Genomic DNA, 24,038 nt, shown 5'->3' with positions numbered 1-24,038 from the left:
GTTTCTCATTACTTGATAGAATAAGCTAATTGTGTCGTTTTATGATGGTAACCCCAAAGTATGAAGATTGTTGCTGATGAGAATATGCCTTATGTCGAAGCGTTATTCGGCGAATTAGGTGAAATCACCCGAGTGAATGGCCGCCAGTTAACCCCTGAGCAGTTAATTGATGTTGACGTTTTATTAGTGCGTTCAGTGACCAAGGTGAATCAAGCGTTATTAGCACAAGCGAACAAACTTAAATTTGTTGGCAGTGCCACTATAGGTACTGATCATATCGACTTGGAATATTTACAGCAGCAAAATATTCCTTTTACTAATGCGCCTGGTTGTAACGCAACCGCAGTGGGTGAATTTGCTTTTATTGCAATGCTTGAGTTAGCTAAACGATTTAAGCAGCCATTACAAAACAAAGTGGTTGGCATTGTGGGTGCTGGCAATACCGGCTCAGCACTTGAATATTGCCTAAAAGCTTACGGTATGAAGGTGCTATTGTGCGATCCAGTATTGGCTAAACAAGGTGATATAACCAATGCTGCTCGAGAGTTTGTCTCCCTTGATACCATTATTGAGCAAGCCGATATTATCAGCTTACATGTGCCGATTACGCGAACTGGTGAAGATAAAACTTGGTACATGTTTGATGAAGCCAAACTAAACCAACTTAAACCCAATACTTGGTTGCTAAATTGCTGTCGCGGCGAAGTAATAGATAATCGTGCTTTGATAAAAGTGAAGCAACAAAGAGATGATGTAAAGTTAGTGCTAGATGTTTGGGAAGGGGAGCCTAACCCAATGCCTGAGCTAGTGCCCTTGGTTGAATTTGCAACGCCACATATTGCAGGTTACAGCCTAGAAGGTAAAGCGCGTGGAACGCATATGTTGTTCCAAAAGCTATGCGATATTTTAGAGGTTGAAGTTGATAAAAATGTCTCTGACTTGCTACCGGCTTTCAACATTACCCAACTAAATATTGATGGTGAACTTACAGAAGTTCAGTTACTCAATATTGCTAGATTAGTCTACAACCTCAGTGATGATGACTATTTGTTTAGAAATAGCTTCCTTAATAACCATGGGTTTGACCATATGAGAAAAAATCACACTCATAGACGTGAATTTAGTGCATTGTCGCTAGTCAACACGGGGCAATCTGAGGTAGATTGGATGTTTAAATTAGGTTTTTCAGGAGTCGAGCGTTAATTATGTCACAAGAATTTAATGTTGTTGTTTTAGGTGCGTCGGGCGCAGTGGGTCAAACTATGATTGAGATCCTCGAAGAGCGAAAATTCCCAGTCGCGAACTTATACCCATTAGCAAGCAGCCGCAGTGCTGGCGATACCGTTAGCTTTAATGGAAAACAAGTTGAAATTCTTGATGTGGACACGTTCGATTGGAGCAAAGCTCAAATCGGCTTTTTCTCTGCTGGTGGTGATGTATCTGCTAAGTGGGCTCCAATAGCGGCAGAAAATGGTTGTGTTGTGATTGATAACACCTCGCACTTCCGTTATGACATTGATGTTCCACTTGTTGTACCTGAAGTTAACCCGCAAGCAATTGCTGACTTCCGTAACCGCAATATTATTGCTAACCCTAACTGTTCAACGATTCAAATGTTAGTGGCACTAAAACCAATTTATGATGCATTTGGTATTTCACGTATTAACGTTGCCACATACCAGTCTGTATCGGGTTCTGGTAAGCAAGCCATTGATGAGCTTGCTGGTCAAACATCAAAGTTACTCCAAGGCTTACCTGCTGAAAATAAAGTTTATCCAAAACAAATCGCGTTTAACGTTTTACCGCAAATCGATGTGTTTATGGAAAACGGCTACACCAAAGAAGAAATGAAAATGGTGTGGGAAACACAAAAGATTTTTGGCGATCACGATATTGTGGTTAACCCAACAGCTGTTCGCGTTCCTGTATTCTACGGTCATTCAGAAGCAGTACATTTAGAAACTCGTCAACCTGTTGAAGCGGAAGAAGTGAAAGCAGTGTTACGTGATGCTGAAGGTGTTGTGTTATTCGAAAGCGATGAGGACTACCCAACAGTGGTGACAGACTCAGCGGGTACAGACCCTGTGTTTGTTGGTCGAGTAAGAAAAGATATTTCTCACGATTACGGTATAAATTTATGGGTTACGGCCGATAACATCCGTAAAGGTGCTGCTTTAAACAGTGTTCAAATAGCTGAAGTTCTTATTAGAGATTACTATTAATCTACTATGAATTGAGTTATTTAGACTAAAAAGCCTGCAGCCTGCAGGCTTTTTTCGTTTTACCGCTGTCAGCAGTAGCAGGGTGACTAAATCTGGTTTATAGTCTTAATTAATAAAAATAAATGACCTAAAGCCAGTTGTCATGAAGACAACTCGATCGCGCTCAAAGGGAAAGATTGATGATTTTTCGTACTTCTTATTTTGTTGGCATTATGGCCTGTGCAATGGCCGTTGTTTCTGCTTCTCATTTTATCGAGCCTGCCCATGCAGAAACGCTCAGAATTACAGGCCCAAATGGTGAAGTGAGTTCAGCTGCAACTCGTCAATACGGTCCTACAACATCTGCTGATACCTTTTGGAGCATTGCTCAGAAAGTTAGACCTAATCAAGACATCTCTGTTTATCAAGTTATGGCAGCGTTATTTGATGCCAACCCTCATGCCTTTAGTAGTGATAATTACAATTCCTTAGAACGTGGCATGACGTTATTAATACCTTCTGCAGATGTTATGGTTCAAATTAGTCGTAGTGAAGCGAAAACCCGAGCAGAAAATAACGACAAACGTCTGCCTAATGCAAATAAGCCTAGCGCCACAAACATTAGCGCCACAAACATTAGTGCCACAAGCCCTGCTATTCCTAGTGCTAATAATCAGCCTTCAGCGCAGAAACCGTTGCAGATTGTCGCTGACCCCAAACAACCCACGGCCGAAGAGCTTGCTAAACAAGCTGCAGAGCAAAGCAAACCTCAGATAGATGAATTAACGGTTAAATTAGAAGAAGCTCAATCCAAAGCATTATCTCTGACAGATGAATTAGCCCGTTCAGAAGATATGTTGATGGTTAAAGACGCTGATAACGCCGCATTAAAAGCCAAGATTCAAGAACTCACCTTGCAGCTTTCTGCAATGCAAGAAGACTTTCAGTTACTGACAGAAAAATACCAAGGGTTAGAAACAGCGCACCAACAGTTAGTTGAGCAAAATAACCAGCCTGAAGTTGTGGAAGAACCTACTGATTTCTGGCGCTCAATTTCAGACAATATGCTGGTGTTAGCAGTAGTTGCAGCGCTGCCACTAATCATTATTTTCTTACTTATATTTTGGCTAATGCGTCGTAAGAGTAAAGCCGCCGAAGCTAGTGAGGCAGAAACCGCCGAAGAAATTGCCCAGCCACTGACTCAGCCAGAAGCAGAAGTTGATGATGTTGAAAACTTAGCCATACATTTAGATGAAGACGAAGCAGCATCAGAAAACATAGATGATTTGATGGAGTTAGAAACAGCTGCCACAGAGGAGCTAAGTCTTGATGATTCTTCTGACGCTGACATGTATATCACTGAAGATGCTGATAGCGCAGAAGAAGCTGAAGGAACATCATTAGATGATCTTTGGGCTGAAGCGATGGAAGAACAAGAGGAAGACCTTCAACCTCTAGAAGCTGATGAAGATGATCTTGATAGTCTGCTAGAAGGCTTAGATACGCCAATTGAATCAGATAACTCTGAGGCAGCCGAGGAAGTCACCAGTAATGATAGTGTCGCTGATGAAGATGATTTAGATAACCTGTTAGCAGGCTTTGATGAGTCAGAATCAAGCGCTGATACAGCCGAGAGTGAGTCTGACCCACAAGATGATATCGATAACTTATTGGCAGGCTTTGATGAGCCAGAACCAAGTGCTGATACAGCCGAGAGTGAGTCTGACCCACAGGATGACATCGATAATTTATTGGCAGGCTTTGATGAGCCAGAATCAAGTGCTGATGCAGCCGAGAGTGAGCCTGATACACAAGAACAAGATGATATCGACAACCTATTAGCTGGTTTTGATACTCCTGATAATGCCAATTCTGGACCATCTGAAGCAGAACCTGAAGTCAAAGTAACAGAACCTCAGGATGATATTGATAGTTTATTAGCTGATTTTGATTTGCCAGCTGAGACATCAACTGAATCAGAGGTCGAGTCAAAGGTAGAGTCAAGCCAAGATCAAGAACTCAATCAAGAACTCAATCAAGAGCCATCAGAGCAAACAGAAGTTGTCGCTGAAGATGATTTAGATGCGTTATTAGCTTCTATTGATGCTCCCGCTGAAGAAGAGCATGACTTTACTGCAGAAATTGCAGCTGAGTTAGAAGATGACGTATCACTTAGCCTTGATGAAACCGCTAATATTGATGAGCTGGTTGCTGAGGTGGACCCTGAAAAAGAGTTTGCTCCTCTTTCAAATGAAGGTCTTGATGTTGAGCAAGTCTTGAATGCTGAGCTTGAAGAAATTGAATCAGAACTTTCTATAGCATCTGACAATGACGATATTGATTCTCTGATATCAGAGCTAGAGTCTGAGACGACGCAAGAAGCTGAACAAGATGAGTTTGAGCAAAGTTCAACTGATTTAGATGCTACAAATGAGCTGAGCTCAGATTCAGACTTAGAAGTAGGTTTAGATTCTACATCAGAGCCAAGCCAAGAAATTAGTGACATTATTGCAGATATTGAAGCTACTGAACCTCAATCCTCTCCAGAGAATGACATTGTAGAAGAGGCTGAAGCAGAGGCAGAATTAGATAAAGCTGAGCCAGATTTTGATGAGTTATTAGCTGATTTAGATGTAAACAATCAGCAAGAAACTGCTATTGATTCATCAGACGTTCAAGAAGAAATTGAGGCTAACGATAACAGCACTGAGCTAAAATTTGCTCCTGGTGATGAGTCTGCATTAAATATTCAAGATGACTTACCAGCATCAACAGACACCAATGAAGACCCACTTGTTGCTGAACTTTTGGCAGCAGAGCATGAAGATGAGCTATCGCAGCAAAGTCATAACGAACAAGATTCAGATATTGACGAGTTAGATGCACTTCTAGCTGATTTTGATGTTGATAAAATTGCAGACGAAGAAGTGCCATTATTCTCAAATGATGATGCTAGTTCAGAGCAAGAGACTGTTTCTGAACAAGAAATTAGTTCTGTACAAGAGACTGCTTCTGAACAAGAGTCGATTTCTGAACAAGACTTTGATGCCATGTTATCAGAGCTTTCTGTAACTGATAACGAGCCTGAATTAAGCACTGCTGAAAACGAGCTTAATGTCGAAGAACAACCAGACACTGATCTAGTGGCTAAAGAGTCAGGCTTTTTTGATGATTTAAAATCTAAGAAAAGCGGATCTCAGAGCTTAGATTGGGAAGCCGATTTATTCCAACAAGCGTCAAATCATCCGGCTTCAGAACAAGTTGAAGAACTTGATACCGATGATGATAGTTATCAATTGGTTGACGATAATTTAACTGTTGATGAAGCCCTAGCGGCTTTAGATGCTCAAGAAGCCAAAGGCGCTGATAAAAGTGATGTGCAACCAAGTGCTGAACTTACTCCAGAGCTTGCGCCAGAACAGACTCAAAACCTTAGTCCTGAAAAAACGCTATCTAGTGAGCCTTCAGATGACATGCTGAATACCTTTGAGCAAGAAAATGGCTTTATTGATATCGACAAGTTACTTAATGATGCCGATGAAGATGTTGAGATAAGCGATCAATATAAAGATGTCGATGTTGATATGGGTGAGGTAAATTCTCTCATTGGTAACGCTGAAATGATTGATGTTGATGATGAAGAGAATTCAGTTAACGCCAAATTAGACTTAGCCCGTGCCTACATTGAAATTGAAGATGAAGACGCAGCTAAAGCGATTTTAAAAGAAGTTCAAATTGACGGTAATGAACGCCAGCAAACAGAAGCAGGCAAATTGCTCAAAGATATGAGCTAATAAACAGCGAATATAGTGTGTTAACTAAGCAGTAAAAATGAGGAAACGGCGCAGCATGCATGCGCCGTTTTTTTTGTGCTAAAATGCGCGCTCTTTAAATTTGAGGGTTATTTCAATGCGTGTGGCGTTAGGTGTCGAATATGATGGTAGTCAGTACTTTGGTTGGCAACGACAGAAAGAAGTTGTTTCTGTGCAAGCCAGAATCGAAGCGGCTTTATCATCAATAGCCAATGAACCAATTGAGATAATTTGTGCCGGTAGAACCGACTCAGGCGTTCATGGCACAGGGCAAGTCGTGCATTTTGATACTCAATCTACACGGCAAATGTCAGCATGGACTTTAGGCGTTAATGCTAAGTTACCTGACGATATTGCAATTCGCTGGGCTAAAGAAGTGGATGATACTTTCCATGCGCGGTTCTCTGCTACAGCACGCCGATACCGTTATATCATCGATAACAGTGAGTTTAGACCTGGCATTCTGCGCAATGGTTTAAGTCATTATCATTACGACCTTGATCATCAATTAATGCATCAAGGAGCCCAGTTGTTTGTCGGTGAACACGATTTTACCAGTTTCAGAGCATTACAATGCCAAGCCCACAGTCCAGTGAGAACCATTGAATTCATTAATGTTACTCGTCAAGGGCGATTCATTATGATTGATATTAAAGCCAATGCTTTTTTACATCATATGGTGCGTAACATTGTTGGCACCTTGATTGAAATTGGTCAATCAAACCAAAAAGTTGAATGGGTTAATGAGCTGCTAGCATTAAAAGATCGCAAGTATGCGGCGCCAACTTCAAAGCCTAATGGCCTTTATTTAGTCGATGTGACTTACCCTGAGCATTATGAGCTACCCAAACCGCCAATGGGTCCATTGTTTATGTTGGATTAATTTAGCCGAGTGATTAAGGCTAAAGTAGAATATGACTTGTTGAGTTAAGGAAAAACATGAGTTCAGTAAGCGACAGCGCCAATAATAATAGTCAGGCTATCGTAGCTCCAGACAGTAATGCGAGCTTGTTACAGTGGCTGGATTATTTACTTTCTATTCATCCTACTGAGATAGAAATGGGCTTAACTCGTGTCACAGAAGTCGCAAAACGTTTAGCGTTATTAAACCCAGACTCAACGGTTGTCACCGTTGCAGGCACAAATGGTAAAGGCACCACTTGTGCCATGATTGAATCGGTATTACTGCAAGCAGGTAAAACGGTTGGAGTATACAGCTCACCTCATTTAGAGCACTTTAATGAGCGAGTTCGTCTAAATCATCAAGATGTCTCTGACCAACAACTCATCTCAGCATTTCAAGCAATTGAAGATGCAAGAACACAAAGTGGTCTTGCAGAAATATCCTTAAGCTTTTTTGAGTACGCCACCCTTGCTGGTTTATATATTTTTAAGCAACAAAAGCCAGATGTTATTTTACTTGAAGTCGGCTTAGGTGGCCGTTTAGATGCCACCAATATCATTGATGCAGATGTCACAGTCATTACCTCGATTGATATCGACCATCAAGAATACCTAGGTGATACTCGAGAGCTTGTTGGGCGTGAGAAAGCAGGAATATTTAGAGCTAATCGCCTAGCCGTCATTGGCGAGCCTGATTTACCAACAACTGTCCTTGAATATGCTGCTGAAATTAATGCTAATGTTTATCAAGTTAACCAAGACTTTAGCTACCATCTTAATGGCGATACATGGCAATTTAACGGCCGTGATACCGTGTTTAACAAATTAGTTTTACCTAAGTTACCACTTGCCAATGCAGCCACAGCAATCGCAGTGATAGAGCAAACATGGCCATCTATTAGCGCTGAACACATTACCAAAGGAATTGCGACGGCGAGCCTTTCTGGTCGATTGGAGCAAGTGCTTGATAAGCCCGTTGTACTCGTTGATGTTGCTCATAATCCCCACGCAGCAAAATATTTAGCATCGCAATTACAGCAATATAAACCTGCTCGCATTGTTGCTTTGTGCGGCATGTTAAAAGATAAAGATGCCTCTGCAGTGCTAGCACAGCTGACTGACACCGTGGATGAATGGTATTTTACTGGTTTAGATGTTGAGCGCGGTTTAGATGCAGAATCATTAGCGAGTCAGTTAGCTAAAAGTGGCGCCAACAAAGCGATGTCATCACAGTTTGATTCAATCGAGCAAGCTTGGCAGGGCATTAACGCAAATATAAACGCGGATGATGTGGTAATTGTTTTTGGCTCATTTTACACTGTGGCTGGCTTTAGCAAAATTTTAGAAAGGGAATAAACAATTGTCTGCTCAATTTCAAAATAGATTAGTAGGAACAGTCGTTATCGTGGCACTTGGGGTGATTTTTTTGCCTGACTTGCTGGATGGCAAAAAACAACGAGAAATCGAAGAGTTTACTGAGATCCCTCTGCGACCTGTTATCAATGAGCAAACAAGCGATGTTATTGGTGAAGGGTATACACCTGAAACCTTTGAAGTTGAAGAAATCGCTCAAACCCAAGATTTAGGTAGTTCAGAACAAGCTTCCAATAAGGAGACTGCTAAAAAAGAAGCAGACTCTGTAAAAAACAATTCTGGAAACAAATCTGGAAATAATGCAACTAAAGCCAAAGAAACCCAAGCTAAAGAAACCCAAGCTAAAGAAACTAGCCCAAAACAAGTTGCTAAAACGACTCCAGCAGTTAAAAAAGTTGAACCTATTAAAGCAGGTTACACCTTGCAGCTTGGTGGTTTTAATAATGCCAAAAATGTTGAAGAGTTAGTTAAAAAGCTCAGACAAAATGGATTCACTGCTTATACCTTGCCAGTAAAACCTATTGATGGCTCATTAACTAAGGTGTTTGTAGGTCCAGAGCTTTCGGCTGACAAGCTCAAAACATATCAGGCAAAAATCAAAAAACTTAATGGTCTTCAAGGTAAGATTGTTCAATACAATCCCCTAGAAAACTAACTATTCACTATTGTTTGGCACAGCGCAAAGTCAATTTATCTAGCAGTTGGTGAGAAAGTTTTCTGTCTCTGTTAGAATCGCGCCGTCTTAACATCTATACCGGATCCCCATCTCAATGGTTTGGATTGATTACGCTATTCTCATCGTCATCGGCTTATCAACTGTCATCAGTTTGATCCGCGGATTTGCCAAAGAAGCCATGTCTTTAGTGGTTTGGTTTGCCGCCTTCTTTATTGCCAGCCAATTTTATCAAGATTTAGCCGTTCATTTAACGCAAATGAACGACGAAATGACACGCAATGGTGTAGCCATAGCCGTGTTATTTATTTCTACGCTTATTTTAGGCGCCCTAGTTAATTACTTATTAGGCCAACTGGTTTCAAAAACCGGTTTGTCAGGCACCGACCGAGTCTTAGGCTTGTGCTTTGGTGCTTTGCGCGGGGCATTAATTGTCAGCGCTATCTTATTTTTTCTGGATGCTTTTACCGGTTCGCCAAGTCAAGACTGGTGGAAAGAGTCAGAACTTGTACCCCAATTTGGAATTGTTATTCAGTGGTTTTTTGACTACTTGGAAAACACATCCAGCTTTGTACCCAAAATATAAATATAAAACATCTTACAATGAGGAAGCTTACCCATGTGTGGTATCGTCGGAATAGTTGGTCAGTCATCGGTTAATCAAACCATTTATGACGCATTGACCGTGCTTCAGCACCGTGGTCAAGATGCAGCAGGTATTGTGACTGTTGACAAGAACGCGTTTCGTTTACGTAAGGCAAATGGACTAGTTAAAGACGTTTTCGAAGTTAAACATATGCAGCGCCTGCAAGGTAAAGCAGGTATTGGACACGTGCGTTACCCAACAGCAGGTAGTTCAAGCGCTTCTGAAGCGCAGCCATTTTATGTTAACTCACCATTCGGTATTTCATTAGCGCATAACGGTAACTTAACCAACACGGTTGAGCTTGCAGAAAGCCTAGTGAAAAAGCGCCGTCATGTTAATACCACCTCAGATTCTGAAGTGTTACTTAACTTGTTAGCTGATGAACTTCAAGAAACTCGCAGCTTAACGTTAAGTGCTGATGAAGTGTTTGATGCAGTCGCTAAAGTACACGCCCAAACTCGTGGCGCTTACGCAGTAGCTGCTATGATCATCGGCCAAGGTTTAGTGGCATTTCGCGACCCATTCGGTATCCGCCCATTAGTACTTGGTAAGCATGAAACACCAACAGGTACTGAGTACATGGTTGCATCAGAAAGTGTTGCTCTTGATGCTGTAGGTTTCGAAGTGATGCGTGATGTCGCGCCGGGTGAAGCGATTTACATCTCATTAGATGGTCAGCTATTTACTCGCCAATGTGCGATTGAACCAAGCTATGCACCATGTATTTTTGAATTTGTATATTTTGCACGTCCAGATTCAGCGATGGACAAAATTTCAGTTTATGGCAGCCGCGTAAACATGGGCGCAAAACTAGGCGCTAAAATTCAAAAAGAATGGGAAGATCATGATATTGATGTGGTTATCCCAATTCCTGAAACATCATGTGATATCGCATTAGAAATTGCGCGTTGTATGGACCTTCCTTACCGCCAAGGTTTCGTTAAAAACCGTTACATTGGCCGTACGTTCATTATGCCGGGTCAGCAAGAGCGTAAGAAGTCAGTACGTCGTAAGCTGAATGCCATTAATACTGAGTTTAAAGGTAAAAACGTATTGTTAGTCGATGACTCAATCGTTCGTGGTACCACGTCTGAGCAGATCATCGAAATGGCACGTGAAGCAGGCGCAAAGAAAGTTTACTTTGCTTCAGCAGCACCTGAGATTCGTTTCCCTAACGTTTACGGTATCGATATGCCAACAACTAATGAGCTGATTGCTCATGGCCGTGATGCAGATGAGATTGCAAAAATCATCGGTGCTGACGGTATTATCTTCCAAGACTTAACAGATTTGGTTGATGCAGTAGGCATGGAAAACCCTGAAATTAAGCGTTTTGAAACATCAGTATTCGATGGCCAATACATCACAAACGATGTTGACCAAGCTTACTTAGACCACTTAACGCAGTTACGTAATGATGACGCGAAGGCGAATAGCAAAGACATCGGCACTAACTTAGAAATGCATAATGTCTGTCATCCTTAATTTGTAGTGACTGTTTGTTAAAAGCCAGCGAAAGCTGGCTTTTTTGTTTTTGGATAATGTAAAAACAACATAGCCTTGATTGTAAATGATTAGGGCCTGTTGATCTTTCAAGGTTGTTTTTACAGCGAATTGTTGGCCATTTATACAAGGCAGAGACTTTGTGGTGTAGTTATTCTACATAAAAAGTCGATAACGCAGTAAAAATGACCAACAAACGCTGCCCGAAGGGTTCGACTAAAAGCGTTTTACTCTTTGTTGGATGAATTTTGCTTAGATGACTAGGCATCAACTCATCCGCCTCGATTAAAACGCTTTTACTTCGAACAAAATTTAACCAGCAAAGATCAACAGGCCCTAGGGCTAAGCGGTTTAATTTGTTAATTTACGCAGATAATTAAGATGTGTACGGAGAGCCAAGCAGATGTCTAAAATTGAGTTTACTGCAGAACAGCGCGAACTGATGGTGCAAAAAATTCAAACCTATTTTGAAGATGAGCTAGACCAAGATTTAGGTCAGTTCGATGCCGAATTTTTATTGGATTTCTTTGCCAGTAATATTGGTGCGCACTTTTATAACCGTGGCTTACATGATGCACGAGCAATATTCGAAGCACGTATCGAGACCATTGATGAAGATATATACGGTATTGAGAAAGATATACGATATTGAAAAAGATATAAAATAGCTTCTCAAGTAAATCAGTCATTTACTATTTGTACGACAAACTATTTACATTGTGCTTTTCCTCCCCTAGGTTAGTCAAAGAAACTCAATCTTAAATGATTCAAAATGGAGGAAAGACAATGTCTCAGCCACAAAGAAATGATATCCCGCAAGAAGCATTTGATTGGTACGATGAATATGCCCACGGTGGCATGGACCGTCGAACCTTCATGAAGAAACTGGGTACCTTAGTCGCTGTAGGTTACTCCATGAGTGTACTGACTTCTGCATTACTCCCCAATTACGCACTAGCAGAGCAAGTATCATTTAATGATGCAGATATCAAAGCCACCTATGAGACATTTGACTCACCACAGGGGTATGGCAAAGGCCAAGGCTACTTGGTGGTTCCCGTGAGTCAAGCTGAAGACAAAGTTGCCCCTTTGCCAGTTGTATTAGTTATTCACGAAAATCGTGGCTTAAATCCTTATGTTAAAGATGTCGCTCGCCGTCTTGCTAAAGCTGGATTTATTGCATTCGCGCCAGATGCGCTATATCCACTTGGTGGCTATCCTGGTAATGATGACGAAGGGCGGGCGATGCAACGCTCAATGGACCGCGATAAAATTCAGCAGGACTTTATTGCTGCGGCCAAGTTTTTAAAATCCCATGAAAACAGTAATGGTAAGCTAGGCGCTGTAGGTTTTTGTTTTGGCGGCTATATTGTCAATTATCTTGCAGCAGTCGAATCTGACTTGCTTAGCGCAGGTGTCCCTTTTTATGGAACACCCGCTAAAAAAGAACTTCGAGAAAATATTAAAGCATCATTGATGGTACAACTCGGCGAAGAAGACGAAAGGGTTAATAAATCATGGCCTGATTACGAAGCTGATTTAAAGCGTTATAACGTACCTTATCAAATGCATATGTATAAAGGTGCTAAACATGGTTTTCATAACGACTCGACTGGCCGCTATGACGAAGCCAACGCCAAACTTGCATGGGAGCGTACCATTAGCTTCTTTACTGAGAAATTGAGTTAACGCCCCTTCATTGATGATGTCACTTTAAAAGGAAGCTTCGGCTTCCTTTTTAATGCCACATTTCCTTAGCTAGCGGTTTGTTTAGCTCATTTTCATATAACGACATACCACTTGTTTAGGTTAAAAGACTAAAATATGGTGATATTACTCATTTTAGTTACCCTATAAAAATTTTAAACCTCTGAATTTATGGGTAAATAATAGTGGCCTTTAAATTGCTTCAATCAAATACTCGATACTTTGAATCAGACAGCAAGCGTAAAGTTGTAAGCTTAACCCTAACACTAAGCGCACCACTAAACATAAGGGATTATGATGATAAACAAACTCGCAAAATTTCTAAAAGAATATAAATCACTGCTCATTTTTATTGCGCTAATGAGCGTATTCAGAAGTGCAGTCGCTGATTGGTATACCGTTCCTACAGGCTCAATGAAACCAAGCATATTAATCGGTGACAGAATTCTTGCAAACAAAATGGCTTATGATGTTCGCATTCCTTTTACTCATGTTTCATTATATAAAACAGGCGATCCAGCTCGCGGCGACATTATTATTTTTGACTCTGAAGCTGCAGGAAATAGATTGGTAAAACGTGTGGTTGGAGTACCTGGTGACACCGTTGCGCTAAACAATAATCAACTGGTGATTAATCATCAAAGCATTAGCTATCAGGAGGATGTAGCACTAACAGGTAAAGTATCTCAAAAACTTGAACTCGATGGTGAGCCAGTTAGCCAATTATCAAGCAGCCAATCATCAAGTAGCCAATTATCAAGCAGCCTTAATTCACAGGATAAAATCGAAGATTTACTCGGCGTAGAGCATTCAATAAGAGTCAATACATTGGGCTCAAAACGCTCCAGCTTTAACGAGGTCACTGTGCCGTCCGGTTATTATCTCGTACTAGGTGATAACCGGGATAACAGCGCTGATTCACGAGTTATAGGATTTGTCCCTCGCAATGAAATCATTGGACGCACAAAAAGTGTTGTGATGTCTTTTAATTATGATAATTACTATTTACCAAGACAAGATAGGTTTTTCCATTCCCTCGTCAGTGGCTAAAAGTGGCTAAAGCACTTTACTCTTTGCCGATCAATTAATTCAAAATAAGCCACTCATTTATGAGTGGCTTATTTTTTACTTCTCGCTCAATTTAAGCATGTCTTTTCTAGTTTAACTTGTTTAATATCAATAAAATAAATAAGATTTTTTTCAAATTAAAGCCTTACAATCTCAGTGCTAATTACACATTCAATTAAAAGGACATTGCATGTCGACTGCCACTCAACAGCAAATCGGAATGATTGCATTAGTCGTTGACGATTATGATGACGCTATTGCCTTCTACACTCAAAAACTACAGTTTACCTTGGTCGAAGATACCGATTTAGGCGATGGAAAACGTTGGGTGTTAGTTTCACCGCCAAATGGTAATGGCACCAAATTGCTATTAGCCCAAGCCAGTAATGACACTCAAAAACAATCGGTGGGTAATCAAACTGGAGGTCGGGTGTTTTTGTTTCTTCAAACTAACGATTTTTGGCGTGACTATAAGTTAATGCAGGCCAATGAAGTGGTATTCAATGAGGAGCCTAGGGTTGAAGAATATGGCACTGTCGTGGTGTTTCAAGATTTATACGGCAATAAATGGGATTTACTGCAGTTGAATAGGCCTGCTAAATAAAGCGATAACTAGTATTAAAAGCCGTATTTAATGCAATTGTTAAGTTTAATTATTGGTTTGTAGAGGTAATAAATGGGAATGGTGATTGCTTTTATTTTATGGGGTGTGACAGTGGTTTTTTCCGCTATCACCATTGGTGTTATTCATCTGTGCAATAAAAAAGCTAAACAGCGAGAGGTTAACAGCAAGTACATACTTCATATTGCCATAAGCTCAATACCATTGTGGTTGTTGATTTTCTATTTCCCTGTTGATGGTTACACATCTCATAACGATCTCGATGTACTGCTTATGGTATGGTCAACCAAAACTGCACTGATGATATTGAGCCCTGCATTCACCGCTATCGTTATTTTAATGGTTCGTACGATGAAAGCTAAGCAGCTAGCAGAAAATGCTGATTAGCTGCTGAGTAAGTACAAGGTAAGTGATTAATCGAAAGCCCGATAGCACTGAGCTCTTTTCAATATAGTCATCAGTACTTTGCTTATAAGTACTTTGCTTATAAGTTCTTTGCCTATAAGTACGTTGTCTATTAGAACCCAGTGTCAAAGCCACAAAATACTCTGGTAGCGGGCTTAAATAGCGGGCATAAAAAAAGCAGCTTTAAAACTGCTTTTTTATCAAAGCTCATAGCGCTTTGTTGCCACTTTTAGGCTGAATAAACTCAATCAAGCTTAATCAGAAAGTGCTGGTCAGCATATCGACTAACTCAGTTTCAGTGGTTGGCATTTTAGCAAGTTCAACCATTTCTGGTGAGCCACCATTTAACATATAAGCACTTGTGGTCAAATGATCATGATGAAACCATTTCCCGTTTACGCAGACGTCTGTGTAACACTTCTCACATTGTTTCAATTCCATAACGGGCTCCTGAGCTCAAAATTTGCGATAACTAAACCTATCCCATGAATTAGTTGACAATGATGATCTAGATCAACTTTATTTCAGCTTTAATGATGCGAACTCAGATGAAACGTTTGTTTTTGATGTCTTAAAAAGTCAATTGTATGGCAATAGGGGCTATTTTATATTCTTTGTTTTTCGGTTATGAAAATTAACTACAAGAAATAGCTCAAAACTTGCCTGTTTTAGCTCGTTAGCTTGCTTGAACGTAATATTTTGTCGTGCAGACGTCATTTCTTGCCATCGATTACCAAACAAAATTATTTATCGCTAAAGTTAAAAAACTTTTATTAATTACTGTAATTTTTTACTGTAATTATATACAGTGTCAGGATGATATTAAAAAGCCTGCACTAAAAGGCTTGACTGATTTAGACGGTTTGAATTGAATGATCCTGTATATTGCCGAGAAACCCAGCTTAGGTCGCGCTATTGCCGATGTATTACCAAAACCCCATAAAAAAGGCGATGGTTATATCATGGATGCTAATGGCAACTATGTTTCTTGGTGTGTCGGTCATTTACTTGAGCAAGCCGAACCTGACGCCTACGATCCAGCTTACAAGTCCTGGCAATTGGCACATTTACCGATTGTGCCTGACAGTTGGAAGCTTAAGCCTAAATCAAAAACTCGCTCGCAGTTATCCACGTTAAAAAAACTCATCAAACAAGCTTCAAGTCTAGTGAATGCGGGCGATCCAGATCGGGAAGGGCAACTACTGGTTGATGAAGTGATTGCACATGCGGGTGTTAAAGCCGACAAACTTGCCCAAACCCAACGATTGCTGATTAGCGATTTAAACCCTAGCGCAGTAAAACGAGCATTAGGACAAATGCGCAGCAATAAAGAGTTTGTGCCGCTTTCGACATCTGCATTAGCTCGCAGCCGTGCTGATTGGCTTTATGGTATGAATATGACCAGAGCCTATACCATTCAAGGTAAAAAAGTCGGTTATCAAGGAGTATTGTCTGTTGGTCGAGTGCAAACGCCGGTTCTTGGGCTGGTGGTTAGAAGAGATGAAGAAATAGCTAACTTTGTCAGTAAACCTTTCTATGAAGTGCTAGCTCACTTATTGACTCAAGAGCCATCACAAGCTCAACAAGCTTTTACCGCTAAATGGAAGCCTAGTGAAGCTTGTCAGCCATATATGGACGATGAAGGGCGGGTGCTCGCAAAAGGTTTAGCTGAAAATGTTGTTGGTCGTATTAGCAACCAACCTGCCGAGGTCACTAAACTTGAATCGAAAAGTAAACGCCAAAACCCACCGCTGCCATATAGTTTATCGTCATTACAAATAGATGCAGCCAAACGGTTTGGCATGAGCGCAAAAGAAGTATTAGATATTTGCCAGAGCTTATATGAGCGTCATAAGTTAATTACTTATCCCCGTTCAGACAGCCGTTATTTGCCTGTTGAACAACACGGTTTAGCCCAGCAAGTCATTAATGCAATTACAAAAAATGATGCTTCATTAACTCAAAAAGCAGATGCGCCTAATCCCAAGCTTAAATCTAAAGCGTGGGATGATAAAAAGGTTGATGCTCACCATGCGATTATCCCCACTGAAAAAATCACTAATTTAGCTAACCTCTCATCAAAAGAGGCCAAGCTGTATTCTCATATTGCGAGACAGTATTTAGCCCAGTTTTATTCGGCTTACCTTTTTGATGAAACTCAAGTTGAAGTGACTATTGCTGGTGGAGTATTTACCACTAAGGCGAAACAGGAAACATCACTCGGTTGGAAGCAGCTGTTTGCTTCTGCTAATAGTTCTGCTAATGGCTCAGCAAATAGCTCAAGTTCGAATAATGATGAAGATGAGCTAGTCACTTTACCGCCACTGAAAAAAGGCCAGCAATTACACTGTGATCGTGGTCAGTTGCTCGAGAAAAATACTCAGCCTCCCAAGCACTTTACCGATGCAACATTACTCGGTGCGATGACAGGGATTAATCGCTTTGTGACCAATAGCGAAGTGAAAAAAATCCTTAAAGATACCGATGGGCTTGGCACTGAAGCAACCCGAGCTGGCATTATTGAGTTACTGTTTAAACGCGGCTATTTAGCGCGCCAAGGTAAATCTATTATTGCGACTCAAGTTGGGGTTGGATTGGTGCATTCGCTGCCAGAATCGGCAACTACTCCAGACATGACGGCTTTATGGGAAAGTAGTTTGGATGCTATTAGTCAAAAACAGATGCGTTATGACGCGTTTATGTCGCCATTAATCACTCAATTGAATGAACTGATAACTCAAGCGGCTAATCAATTACCCAATGCCTTATCTGGTGTTAGTGGGCCGGGTTATAAAAAGCGTCGCGGCGGCGCTAAAACAGGCTCTCGAACAGGTGCTAAAACTGGTGGCTATAAACGTAAAACTACCTCTGGCTCAAAAAGCACACCTAGAAGAACCACCAAAAAGGCCAGCAGTTGAACCACTCCCTTGAGTAAGTAAATATAAATTCGTCCTTATGATTTCATGTTGCGATTTTGTTTGATTTAGGTAATCTAGCGCCTTTAGTTTATTTAAGTAAGCAAATCATTAGGAAGTTTATGAATATCAAGGATGTTATCAGCCCATCATCGCTATTTAAGGCGATACCTTTACTGCTATTAATTGTCGCCGTATTTAACTCTTACTACATCGTTATTGAAGGTCATGTTGGTGTCGTTAAACGTTTTGGCGAAGCCAAAGATCAACAAAACCCAGGTCTACATTTCAAAATTCCTTTTATTGAAACAGTAGAAGTGATTGAAGTCAGAACCCGTAAGAATGCAGAGAAAATGGCTTCAAGCACCAAAGAGCAAATGCCAGTGACTATTGAAGTGTCAGTTAACTGGACAGTGAATAAAGAAGCGGCATTAGATTTGTTTAAAAGCTACGGCGGCTTAAGTCAATTTGAGCAACGTATTTTAGACCCTCGTTTTCGCTCAGCGACTAAAGATACCATCCCACAGTTTGAAGCAGAGCAATTAATCCAAGACAGAGCCAGTGCGATTCAAGGTATTGAACGTCGATTGTCTGAAGAGATGGCAAGCTTCCCTGTGGTTGTAGATAACATTCAAATTGAAAATATTATCTTGCCGCAAAAGTACATTAACTCTATTGAAATTAAACAAACTGAGAAGAACTTAGCTGCGGCAGAAGAGCATAAGCTTGAAAGGCAGCGTCTAGAAGCTTTACGTGCAGTAAACACGGCAGACGCTAAGGCAAAAGGGATATTAAAAATTGCTGAAGCAGAAGCGCAGTCGATTCTGTTAAGAGGTAAGGCTGAAGCTCAAGCGATTGAAGCAAAAGCTAAGGCACTTAAAAACAACCCGTTAATTGTGACACTTACCGAAGCACAAGCGTGGGATGGTAAGTTGCCAACTACCATGATGGGCGAAGGCGTGATGCCAATAATGGATATTCGCGAAACTAATTCAACTAAAGGCAACTAGCTTCTAGTCTGTCGCAAGCGACTTAATCAAGTGCATTATTTAGCGCAATAGTAAATCTATTGCGCTTTTTGTGGGCTAATTCAGCTGATGTAAACCTCATTCATATCTGACTATCGCGTCTCTTGCATTTCTTACCCACAAGAAATTTAGCCACAAGAAAATCTGCCGCAACCTTAAAATATCTCCATATCTTTGCCGATAACATTGTGGCGTAAAAAGATAACTTTTATCATCCTTTCATCCCTATAATTTCTGCCATTACCAGATGAAACAACATCAAATGAGGCAGGTTATGACAGATTTAGAAATCAAAAACGAACCCAAAAGCAGCTTTCTCTCTCGTCATAAAACCAAGTTCATTATTTTGATGACCTTGGTTGGCATAGTAATAGGTTCAGTGCTGTTAGCCAGTGGGTTTACTGTTCACCACCAAGACATTCCAGCTGATTACTGGACAACGACATCAGCATTAAAAGGCAAGTTGCTCGATACAGAAATCTTTATTGGGGCATTGACCATGATGCTGATTGTGACGATTTGCTTGGCTATTTGGGGGTATTGGAAATTGCACTCTCTCCCCAAAAAACACGCGGAACATACAGGGCAGGCCAAGTTAGTGTTTTGGTTATGTACTATTGGCTTTTTCTATAACGAGTTATGGATAGCCGCCATCTTAATTGTTGTAACCGACTGGAAGAAAATTTCTGCAGTGATTAAAGGGAGACAAGCATAATGAAAGAGCTACTTTACCCATACATTTTGATTTGCTGGATTTTGTTAAAAACCGGCCTAGTCAAACGCACAACGGCTAATTACATTTCAATGGTTGTGGTCGGCGTGCTGATTAACTTAGCGGTGTTTTTCGCCCATCGTTTTTACTCACCAGTCGATTTAACTGATTCATCGGTAGTGAGAGCGCAAACTGCGGTGTTAAGCCCAATCACTGAGTCGATTGATAAGTACTATGTTGATCACAACCAAAAAGTTGAGAAAGGTCAGTTGCTATATACCTTAGTGAATAATGAAGAAACAAATAGCGTGCGCCAAATTGAAGCTGAGATTAACAGCCTAGAGGCTGATATTAGCCAAACTGAGCAAGATTTAGCTCGCTTAACTCAGGTGAAAAATGTGGTAGCAAAGCGTGATATTGACCGATACCAATCAAGTTTAAACGCATTGAATTTTGATAAGGAATCTTTAATTGCCCAAAAGCAACAAGCAGAATTTGAAGCAAGCCGATTAGAGATCCGCGCTCCATTTGATGGCGCTGTTACCCGCATCGATACTGCAGCGGGTTCGAGAATTGGTAACATTCAATTATGGAATACCGAAACTAAAATATTAGAGATGCGTATTCCGGATCAATTATGGAATAGAGTGAAACAAGGGCAATTTGCTGAGTTTTATGTTGACGCATATCCTGGACACATTTTTAGAGGACGAGTGCATTCAGTATCGCTAGCGACTGGTGAGGCAAGAGGCAGTCATGGTAGTCAAGAAAGGGGAGTTGCAGAGCAGCTTATCAATAACTCAAAAAATATTGGTCGCACTGTGTTGATTGAGTTTAGTGACCCTGAAGGAATTGAAATCCCAATTGGCGCTCGTGGTTCAGCTTGGATATCGACAGAGAAACCATTTTCGTTATTAGGACCTATCGACATGCTAGGTGCAGCAACGTTAAGACTTAAAGCAATGAAGAGCTATTTCGGTGCTTTTTAATAAACAATAAAGGTGACTTGCTGCTGAATTAAATGTCCCTGTAACGGCTTATTATGTTTGATTCTTGTTAATAAGTCGTTACTATAGTTTGGTAGATAATTCGATTATAAACACAGATAAATTAGGGGCTTACCATGTCAGAAGAACAAACTACTCTTGCCACACCATTGCATGGCTTTAATAGCCCACAACGCTATTTTGTAGGTTATACCTTAGCCGTTCTAGTTGATTTAACTGTGCTGAATTTACTTGCTGAGTTTTGGCAACACATTACAGTGTCATCCTTCTCGATAAGTTTATTAGTGGCGATTTTACTGCAACTTTTACTCAAACTGACCATTGCGTTCGAACATAAGCTTGCTGACTACTTTAAAAGCAAACCTGGTACAGCGCCAAAGGTTTATCGTGCGCTAAGTACTTGGGCGATTTTATTCTTCTCCAAGATTATCATGCTTGAAGCCATTAACTTAGCCTTCGGCGACAGTATTACCTTTACGGGCCCATTTGACGGTCTAGTGGCATTCTTTGCGCTAGTGTTTGGGATATTAATCGCAGAATTTATCGTCTCTAAGATTTACTTTTCTTTGCGTGATAAACCAAGTGATGAAGAAACTGCAGCAACAGCTTAAGGCAATTTTGCTTGCGGGGAGTATTAGATATCTATGCTCCCTCAAGTTTACCTGCTGAGAATGGTAATATTCTAAATAAGATAGTTTTCAATAAGATAGTTTAAATAAGATAGTGTTTAACAGAGGTTGTTTCAAAAAGAGTGTTGGTTAAAGGTGTTATTGAGTAAGCAGAGCTTAAGTATCTATAGACTGTTGAACTTAATAGACAGTTGAACTTAGTAGAATTTTAGATAAAAAAAATGAGTAACCCAATAAAGAATTACTCATATAAAATTCACTAGTTCACAACATAAAGGGCGGAACAGGCTAGATTATGACCGAGTAGGCTTAACTGAAAATTAATCTAGCCTTTTACATTGTGATCTCACGCCAGTTTTGTAACAAAAACGCCTATTTAAATTATTATTATGTTATCTAAGTGCTTTTTGACGGCTTAAAGCGATTAATTTGTCTAATATATGCTCGCCATCAATTCGAATACCGTTATGCTCATACTCTGAAGTTACCCAATAATTTAGGTTACCAACTAAAGCTGTTGTTTCTAAGCTGTAATTCATATCAACATACATATCTTCGCTGTAAATCGCGGCAGTAACCGGTACCGAGTTTTGCATTAATACGTCCACATCGTACAAGTTGCTCCAATCTGATTTTTGAGCAACCGCATCTGCTAAGGCTTTAAGTGGTTTAAGCTGATTGAATTGTTCAAACATCCATGGGTAAATCATTTCGCCAGTAAATAACAGGCGCTTGCCCTGTTGATAATTAAACTGCGGGTATTGCTCTCTAACGCGATGTGCTGCCCAATTAGCGCCTTGCTGATGAAACTGCTGGCAATAAATCGACTCGTGCATTAAGGCAAAAATGGGATTGGTGTTGTAGTCTAAAAACTGACTAAACTGGTGTAAGAACAGCGGATTAATTTGTTTGCCAGAAGCGGTTTCAATAAGCGCTTGTTCTAACAAGTAATATACGGCTTCAGGGCCTTGCTCCATGCCGATATTAACCCCAAGTAGTTGCAACATCTCAACCGTTAACTGCTCGCCAGTGGCTAGCATGACTTGATTGTTATCTAGGAACTCAGCAAGCTCAGTCGTTAATTGTTCAGCATCTTTGAAGCGGCGATAGAAATCATTGTTTTTCTTCTGCACACGTTGATAAGTTGCTTTATAAACATCGTCAGCACGACGAGTTAACGAAGGTATTCCACCTGTAATAAAAGCTTCTTTGATTGAATCTGGAGCCGCTGACAGGTAACGCAGTACACAGAAGCCACCAAAGCTTTGGCCTAAAATGCTCCACTGAGTATTGTTGGTCAGTTTAAGGCGAATGAACTCAGCATCCCGAATGATATTATCAGCGCGAAATTGGCTGACATAATCCACTTGTTCATCGACAGATAAATGCTCAAGGGTTGCGTGATTGATGAGACTCGAAAGACCGGTGCCACGCTGGTCGAGTAAAATAACCCGATACTCTTGTAATGCGCGTTTTATCCAACCGCTATTTTCAACAGGTCTGACGGCGCCAAATCCAGGGCCACCTTGAAAATAAACTAAATAAGGTAAGTCTTTGTTCTGGTTTTCTGTGCTGGCTATTTCACGGGCAAAAACAGTAATTTTTTCTCCTTCAGGTTGCTGATAGTCGAGCGGAACCGAGAAAAAATGTTTCTTTGAAACAATACCTGAAAGAATGCTGTCCATTTGCATGCCGTACCTGTGAATAGAGTCTAGAGAAAGGTAGTATTGTAGAAACCTTAACTATCAATCACAATGAAAACTTAAGCTGGTTTAAGTAAGTTTTGTTAGCGAAAGCTAATTAATGTTCGTTAAAGTTTACAACGCCTTGATTAAACGAGTATTAGCATATTTTTTTGCGGTAGTTACATGGCATTTCAATCAAGGAATAGTATTGTTTTTCCTTATATTTTTTCATTGATTTAACTGCTTACATCTCAAGTCAGCGTGATAGGTTCGCGTTAATCTAAATTTTTTATGAGTATTTAAAAGATAGATCAAACTTTTTTACGCCACTTGAAGCATAATAAGCTTAAAGCAAACACCTGCTACTGTGAGGAAATAAGAAATGAAATACCAAATCATTCCCGTCACCCCGTTCCAACAAAATTGTAGTGTGATTTGGTGTGAAAAAACCAAACTAGCAGCAGTCGTTGATCCCGGTGGAGACATTGACCGCATTGTCACTGAAGTGAGCAAGTTAGGGTTAACCTTAGATAAAATCTTATTAACTCACGGCCATATCGACCATGTTGGTGGGGCAAAAATGTTAGCCAACCAATTAGATATTCCAATTATTGGTCCTCATATCGCTGATAAATTTTGGTTAGATGGTTTAGCTAAACAAAGCCAAAACTTCGGTTTTCCTCATATTGATTCATTTGAGCCGACTCAATATCTCAATGAAGGCGATGTAGTGACCATTGGCGAACAAACCTTGTCAGTACTGCATTGTCCTGGTCACACTCCTGGACATATCGTGTTTCACTCGCCAGAGTCGCACCTAGCATGGGTTGGGGACGTATTGTTTAGAAGCTCAATTGGCCGTACTGATTTCCCGCAATCAGATCATAAGCAGCTGATTAACTCTATTACGCAAAAGCTGTGGCCATTAGGTGAAAAAGTTAACTTCATTCCGGGTCATGGCCCAATGTCGACCTTTGAAGAAGAGCGTCAGCATAATCCTTTTGTGGCCGACCAACTATTAGCCTAAGCCGCCAAATCAATAATCCGTTACAATTTTAAACTCAAACAATGATGTGACATAAACCAGCGAGTACCTAGGCTCGCTGGATGTTAAGCCTGTATTCTCTACTCGACAACTTCATTTAGTT

21 protein-coding genes and 1 pseudogene are annotated in these 24,038 nt (G+C 40.5%); 19 read left to right on the top strand and 3 right to left on the bottom strand.

The genetic code is table 11. The annotated features are described in order from the left end of the window. Window positions 1–60 precede the first annotated feature (60 nt). The 8 genes from FNZ24_RS03900 to purF all read left to right on the top strand — a co-directional run bounded on the left by FNZ24_RS03900 (window position 61) and on the right by purF (window position 11,094). Window positions 61–1,203, top strand: a complete 1,143-nt coding sequence (locus FNZ24_RS03900) for a 4-phosphoerythronate dehydrogenase (protein WP_153913117.1) — start codon at window positions 61–63, stop codon at window positions 1,201–1,203. 2 nt (window positions 1,204–1,205) lie between these two features. Beyond that, entirely contained in the window at window positions 1,206–2,222 is a 1,017-nt protein-coding gene (locus tag FNZ24_RS03895) for an aspartate-semialdehyde dehydrogenase (RefSeq protein WP_153913116.1), read from the top strand. A gap of 179 nt (window positions 2,223–2,401) precedes the next feature. Then, window positions 2,402–5,995 (top strand): FimV/HubP family polar landmark protein, encoded by a 3,594-nt coding sequence (locus tag FNZ24_RS03890; RefSeq protein ID WP_153913115.1) that lies wholly within the window; start codon window positions 2,402–2,404, stop codon window positions 5,993–5,995. Window positions 5,996–6,110: 115 nt separating this feature from the next. Then, the gene (gene truA, locus FNZ24_RS03885; protein WP_153913114.1) at window positions 6,111–6,896 is read left to right on the top strand and encodes a tRNA pseudouridine(38-40) synthase TruA; all 786 of its coding nucleotides are present in this window, start codon (window positions 6,111–6,113) and stop codon (window positions 6,894–6,896) included. Between the two features lie 56 nt (window positions 6,897–6,952). After that, the gene (gene folC, locus FNZ24_RS03880) at window positions 6,953–8,272 is read left to right on the top strand and encodes a bifunctional tetrahydrofolate synthase/dihydrofolate synthase (RefSeq protein WP_153913113.1); all 1,320 of its coding nucleotides are present in this window, start codon (window positions 6,953–6,955) and stop codon (window positions 8,270–8,272) included. A 4-nt stretch (window positions 8,273–8,276) separates the two neighbouring features. Further along, window positions 8,277–8,945: a cell division protein DedD gene (dedD, locus tag FNZ24_RS03875; protein ID WP_153913112.1), complete on the top strand. Its 669-nt coding sequence runs from the start codon at window positions 8,277–8,279 to the stop codon at window positions 8,943–8,945. Window positions 8,946–9,060: 115 nt separating this feature from the next. Beyond that, complete coding sequence (locus tag FNZ24_RS03870) at window positions 9,061–9,549, top strand: CvpA family protein (protein WP_153913111.1); 489 nt, start codon at window positions 9,061–9,063, stop codon at window positions 9,547–9,549. 33 nt (window positions 9,550–9,582) lie between these two features. Further along, the gene (gene purF, locus FNZ24_RS03865; RefSeq protein WP_153913110.1) at window positions 9,583–11,094 is read left to right on the top strand and encodes an amidophosphoribosyltransferase; all 1,512 of its coding nucleotides are present in this window, start codon (window positions 9,583–9,585) and stop codon (window positions 11,092–11,094) included. An 88-nt stretch (window positions 11,095–11,182) separates the two neighbouring features. Here the strand turns inward: purF and FNZ24_RS21625 are convergent. Then, window positions 11,183–11,380 (bottom strand): annotated as a pseudogene (locus FNZ24_RS21625) (hypothetical protein); the annotation flags it as partial. 135 nt (window positions 11,381–11,515) lie between these two features. Here FNZ24_RS21625 and FNZ24_RS03860 point away from each other — a divergent pair. The 5 genes from FNZ24_RS03860 (at window position 11,516) to FNZ24_RS03840 (ending at window position 14,896) form a co-directional block, all read left to right on the top strand. Next, window positions 11,516–11,764 carry a DUF2164 domain-containing protein gene (locus FNZ24_RS03860; RefSeq protein ID WP_153913109.1) on the top strand — a complete coding sequence of 83 codons (249 nt, stop codon included), beginning with the start codon at window positions 11,516–11,518 and terminating at the stop codon, window positions 11,762–11,764. Window positions 11,765–11,898: 134 nt separating this feature from the next. Beyond that, a complete protein-coding gene (locus FNZ24_RS03855; RefSeq protein ID WP_153913108.1) occupies window positions 11,899–12,801 on the top strand; it encodes a dienelactone hydrolase family protein in 903 nt (300 codons plus the stop codon). Window positions 12,802–13,116: 315 nt separating this feature from the next. Then, entirely contained in the window at window positions 13,117–13,869 is a 753-nt protein-coding gene (lepB, locus tag FNZ24_RS03850) for a signal peptidase I (RefSeq protein WP_153913107.1), read from the top strand. Window positions 13,870–14,077: 208 nt separating this feature from the next. Continuing rightward, on the top strand, window positions 14,078–14,491 hold the full coding sequence (locus tag FNZ24_RS03845) for a VOC family protein (RefSeq protein WP_153913106.1): 414 nt from the start codon (window positions 14,078–14,080) through the stop codon (window positions 14,489–14,491). Between the two features lie 72 nt (window positions 14,492–14,563). Then, a complete protein-coding gene (locus tag FNZ24_RS03840) occupies window positions 14,564–14,896 on the top strand; it encodes a hypothetical protein (protein ID WP_153913105.1) in 333 nt (110 codons plus the stop codon). A 276-nt stretch (window positions 14,897–15,172) separates the two neighbouring features. Here FNZ24_RS03840 and FNZ24_RS03835 read toward each other — a convergent pair whose 3' ends face one another. Then, on the bottom strand, window positions 15,173–15,355 hold the full coding sequence (locus tag FNZ24_RS03835) for a hypothetical protein (protein WP_153913104.1): 183 nt from the start codon (window positions 15,353–15,355) through the stop codon (window positions 15,173–15,175). A gap of 431 nt (window positions 15,356–15,786) precedes the next feature. Here FNZ24_RS03835 and FNZ24_RS03830 point away from each other — a divergent pair, with 431 nt between their 5' ends. From FNZ24_RS03830 to FNZ24_RS03810, 5 genes are all read left to right on the top strand, one after another. Beyond that, window positions 15,787–17,832 carry a DNA topoisomerase III gene (locus tag FNZ24_RS03830; RefSeq protein ID WP_153913103.1) on the top strand — a complete coding sequence of 682 codons (2,046 nt, stop codon included), beginning with the start codon at window positions 15,787–15,789 and terminating at the stop codon, window positions 17,830–17,832. Between the two features lie 119 nt (window positions 17,833–17,951). Next, window positions 17,952–18,839, top strand: coding sequence for a prohibitin family protein (locus FNZ24_RS03825; RefSeq protein ID WP_153913102.1), 888 nt, complete (start codon window positions 17,952–17,954; stop codon window positions 18,837–18,839). A 292-nt stretch (window positions 18,840–19,131) separates the two neighbouring features. After that, window positions 19,132–19,572: a hypothetical protein gene (locus FNZ24_RS03820; protein ID WP_153913101.1), complete on the top strand. Its 441-nt coding sequence runs from the start codon at window positions 19,132–19,134 to the stop codon at window positions 19,570–19,572. Beyond that, window positions 19,572–20,558: an HlyD family secretion protein gene (locus FNZ24_RS03815; RefSeq protein ID WP_153913100.1), complete on the top strand. Its 987-nt coding sequence runs from the start codon at window positions 19,572–19,574 to the stop codon at window positions 20,556–20,558. Before FNZ24_RS03820 ends, FNZ24_RS03815 begins: the two co-directional genes overlap by 1 nt. A gap of 134 nt (window positions 20,559–20,692) precedes the next feature. Beyond that, on the top strand, window positions 20,693–21,187 hold the full coding sequence (locus FNZ24_RS03810) for a hypothetical protein (protein ID WP_153913099.1): 495 nt from the start codon (window positions 20,693–20,695) through the stop codon (window positions 21,185–21,187). A gap of 410 nt (window positions 21,188–21,597) precedes the next feature. On the opposite strand, the gene FNZ24_RS03805 is transcribed toward FNZ24_RS03810, so the two are convergent. Beyond that, a complete protein-coding gene (locus FNZ24_RS03805) occupies window positions 21,598–22,896 on the bottom strand; it encodes an alpha/beta fold hydrolase (protein WP_153913098.1) in 1,299 nt (432 codons plus the stop codon). 376 nt (window positions 22,897–23,272) lie between these two features. On the opposite strand from FNZ24_RS03805, the gene FNZ24_RS03800 reads away from it, so the two are divergent. Further along, the gene (locus tag FNZ24_RS03800) at window positions 23,273–23,917 is read left to right on the top strand and encodes an MBL fold metallo-hydrolase (protein WP_153913097.1); all 645 of its coding nucleotides are present in this window, start codon (window positions 23,273–23,275) and stop codon (window positions 23,915–23,917) included. Window positions 23,918–24,038 lie beyond the last annotated feature (121 nt).

Origin of the sequence: Shewanella sp. TC10 (assembly GCF_009663145.1) — a bacterium.
In the GTDB taxonomy this organism is placed as follows: Bacteria; Pseudomonadota; Gammaproteobacteria; order Enterobacterales; family Shewanellaceae; genus Shewanella.
This window is presented reverse-complemented; position numbering and strand designations above follow the sequence as displayed.

Excerpts from the sequence above, each read along its gene's own strand:
- FNZ24_RS03900 (WP_153913117.1), top strand. The coding sequence starts at position 61 with ATGAAGATTGTTGCTGATGAGAATATGCCTTATGTCGAAGCGTTATTC.
- FNZ24_RS03895 (WP_153913116.1), top strand. The coding sequence starts at position 1,206 with ATGTCACAAGAATTTAATGTTGTTGTTTTAGGTGCGTCGGGCGCAGTG.
- FNZ24_RS03890 (WP_153913115.1), top strand. The coding sequence starts at position 2,402 with ATGATTTTTCGTACTTCTTATTTTGTTGGCATTATGGCCTGTGCAATG.
- truA (WP_153913114.1), top strand. The coding sequence starts at position 6,111 with ATGCGTGTGGCGTTAGGTGTCGAATATGATGGTAGTCAGTACTTTGGT.
- folC (WP_153913113.1), top strand. The coding sequence starts at position 6,953 with ATGAGTTCAGTAAGCGACAGCGCCAATAATAATAGTCAGGCTATCGTA.
- FNZ24_RS03870 (WP_153913111.1), top strand. The coding sequence starts at position 9,061 with ATGGTTTGGATTGATTACGCTATTCTCATCGTCATCGGCTTATCAACT.
- purF (WP_153913110.1), top strand. The coding sequence starts at position 9,583 with ATGTGTGGTATCGTCGGAATAGTTGGTCAGTCATCGGTTAATCAAACC.
- FNZ24_RS03860 (WP_153913109.1), top strand. The coding sequence starts at position 11,516 with ATGTCTAAAATTGAGTTTACTGCAGAACAGCGCGAACTGATGGTGCAA.
- FNZ24_RS03855 (WP_153913108.1), top strand. The coding sequence starts at position 11,899 with ATGTCTCAGCCACAAAGAAATGATATCCCGCAAGAAGCATTTGATTGG.
- lepB (WP_153913107.1), top strand. The coding sequence starts at position 13,117 with ATGATAAACAAACTCGCAAAATTTCTAAAAGAATATAAATCACTGCTC.
- FNZ24_RS03845 (WP_153913106.1), top strand. The coding sequence starts at position 14,078 with ATGTCGACTGCCACTCAACAGCAAATCGGAATGATTGCATTAGTCGTT.
- FNZ24_RS03840 (WP_153913105.1), top strand. The coding sequence starts at position 14,564 with ATGGGAATGGTGATTGCTTTTATTTTATGGGGTGTGACAGTGGTTTTT.
- FNZ24_RS03835 (WP_153913104.1), bottom strand. The coding sequence starts at position 15,355 with ATGGAATTGAAACAATGTGAGAAGTGTTACACAGACGTCTGCGTAAAC.
- FNZ24_RS03830 (WP_153913103.1), top strand. The coding sequence starts at position 15,787 with ATGATCCTGTATATTGCCGAGAAACCCAGCTTAGGTCGCGCTATTGCC.
- FNZ24_RS03825 (WP_153913102.1), top strand. The coding sequence starts at position 17,952 with ATGAATATCAAGGATGTTATCAGCCCATCATCGCTATTTAAGGCGATA.
- FNZ24_RS03820 (WP_153913101.1), top strand. The coding sequence starts at position 19,132 with ATGACAGATTTAGAAATCAAAAACGAACCCAAAAGCAGCTTTCTCTCT.
- FNZ24_RS03815 (WP_153913100.1), top strand. The coding sequence starts at position 19,572 with ATGAAAGAGCTACTTTACCCATACATTTTGATTTGCTGGATTTTGTTA.
- FNZ24_RS03810 (WP_153913099.1), top strand. The coding sequence starts at position 20,693 with ATGTCAGAAGAACAAACTACTCTTGCCACACCATTGCATGGCTTTAAT.
- FNZ24_RS03805 (WP_153913098.1), bottom strand. The coding sequence starts at position 22,896 with ATGCAAATGGACAGCATTCTTTCAGGTATTGTTTCAAAGAAACATTTT.
- FNZ24_RS03800 (WP_153913097.1), top strand. The coding sequence starts at position 23,273 with ATGAAATACCAAATCATTCCCGTCACCCCGTTCCAACAAAATTGTAGT.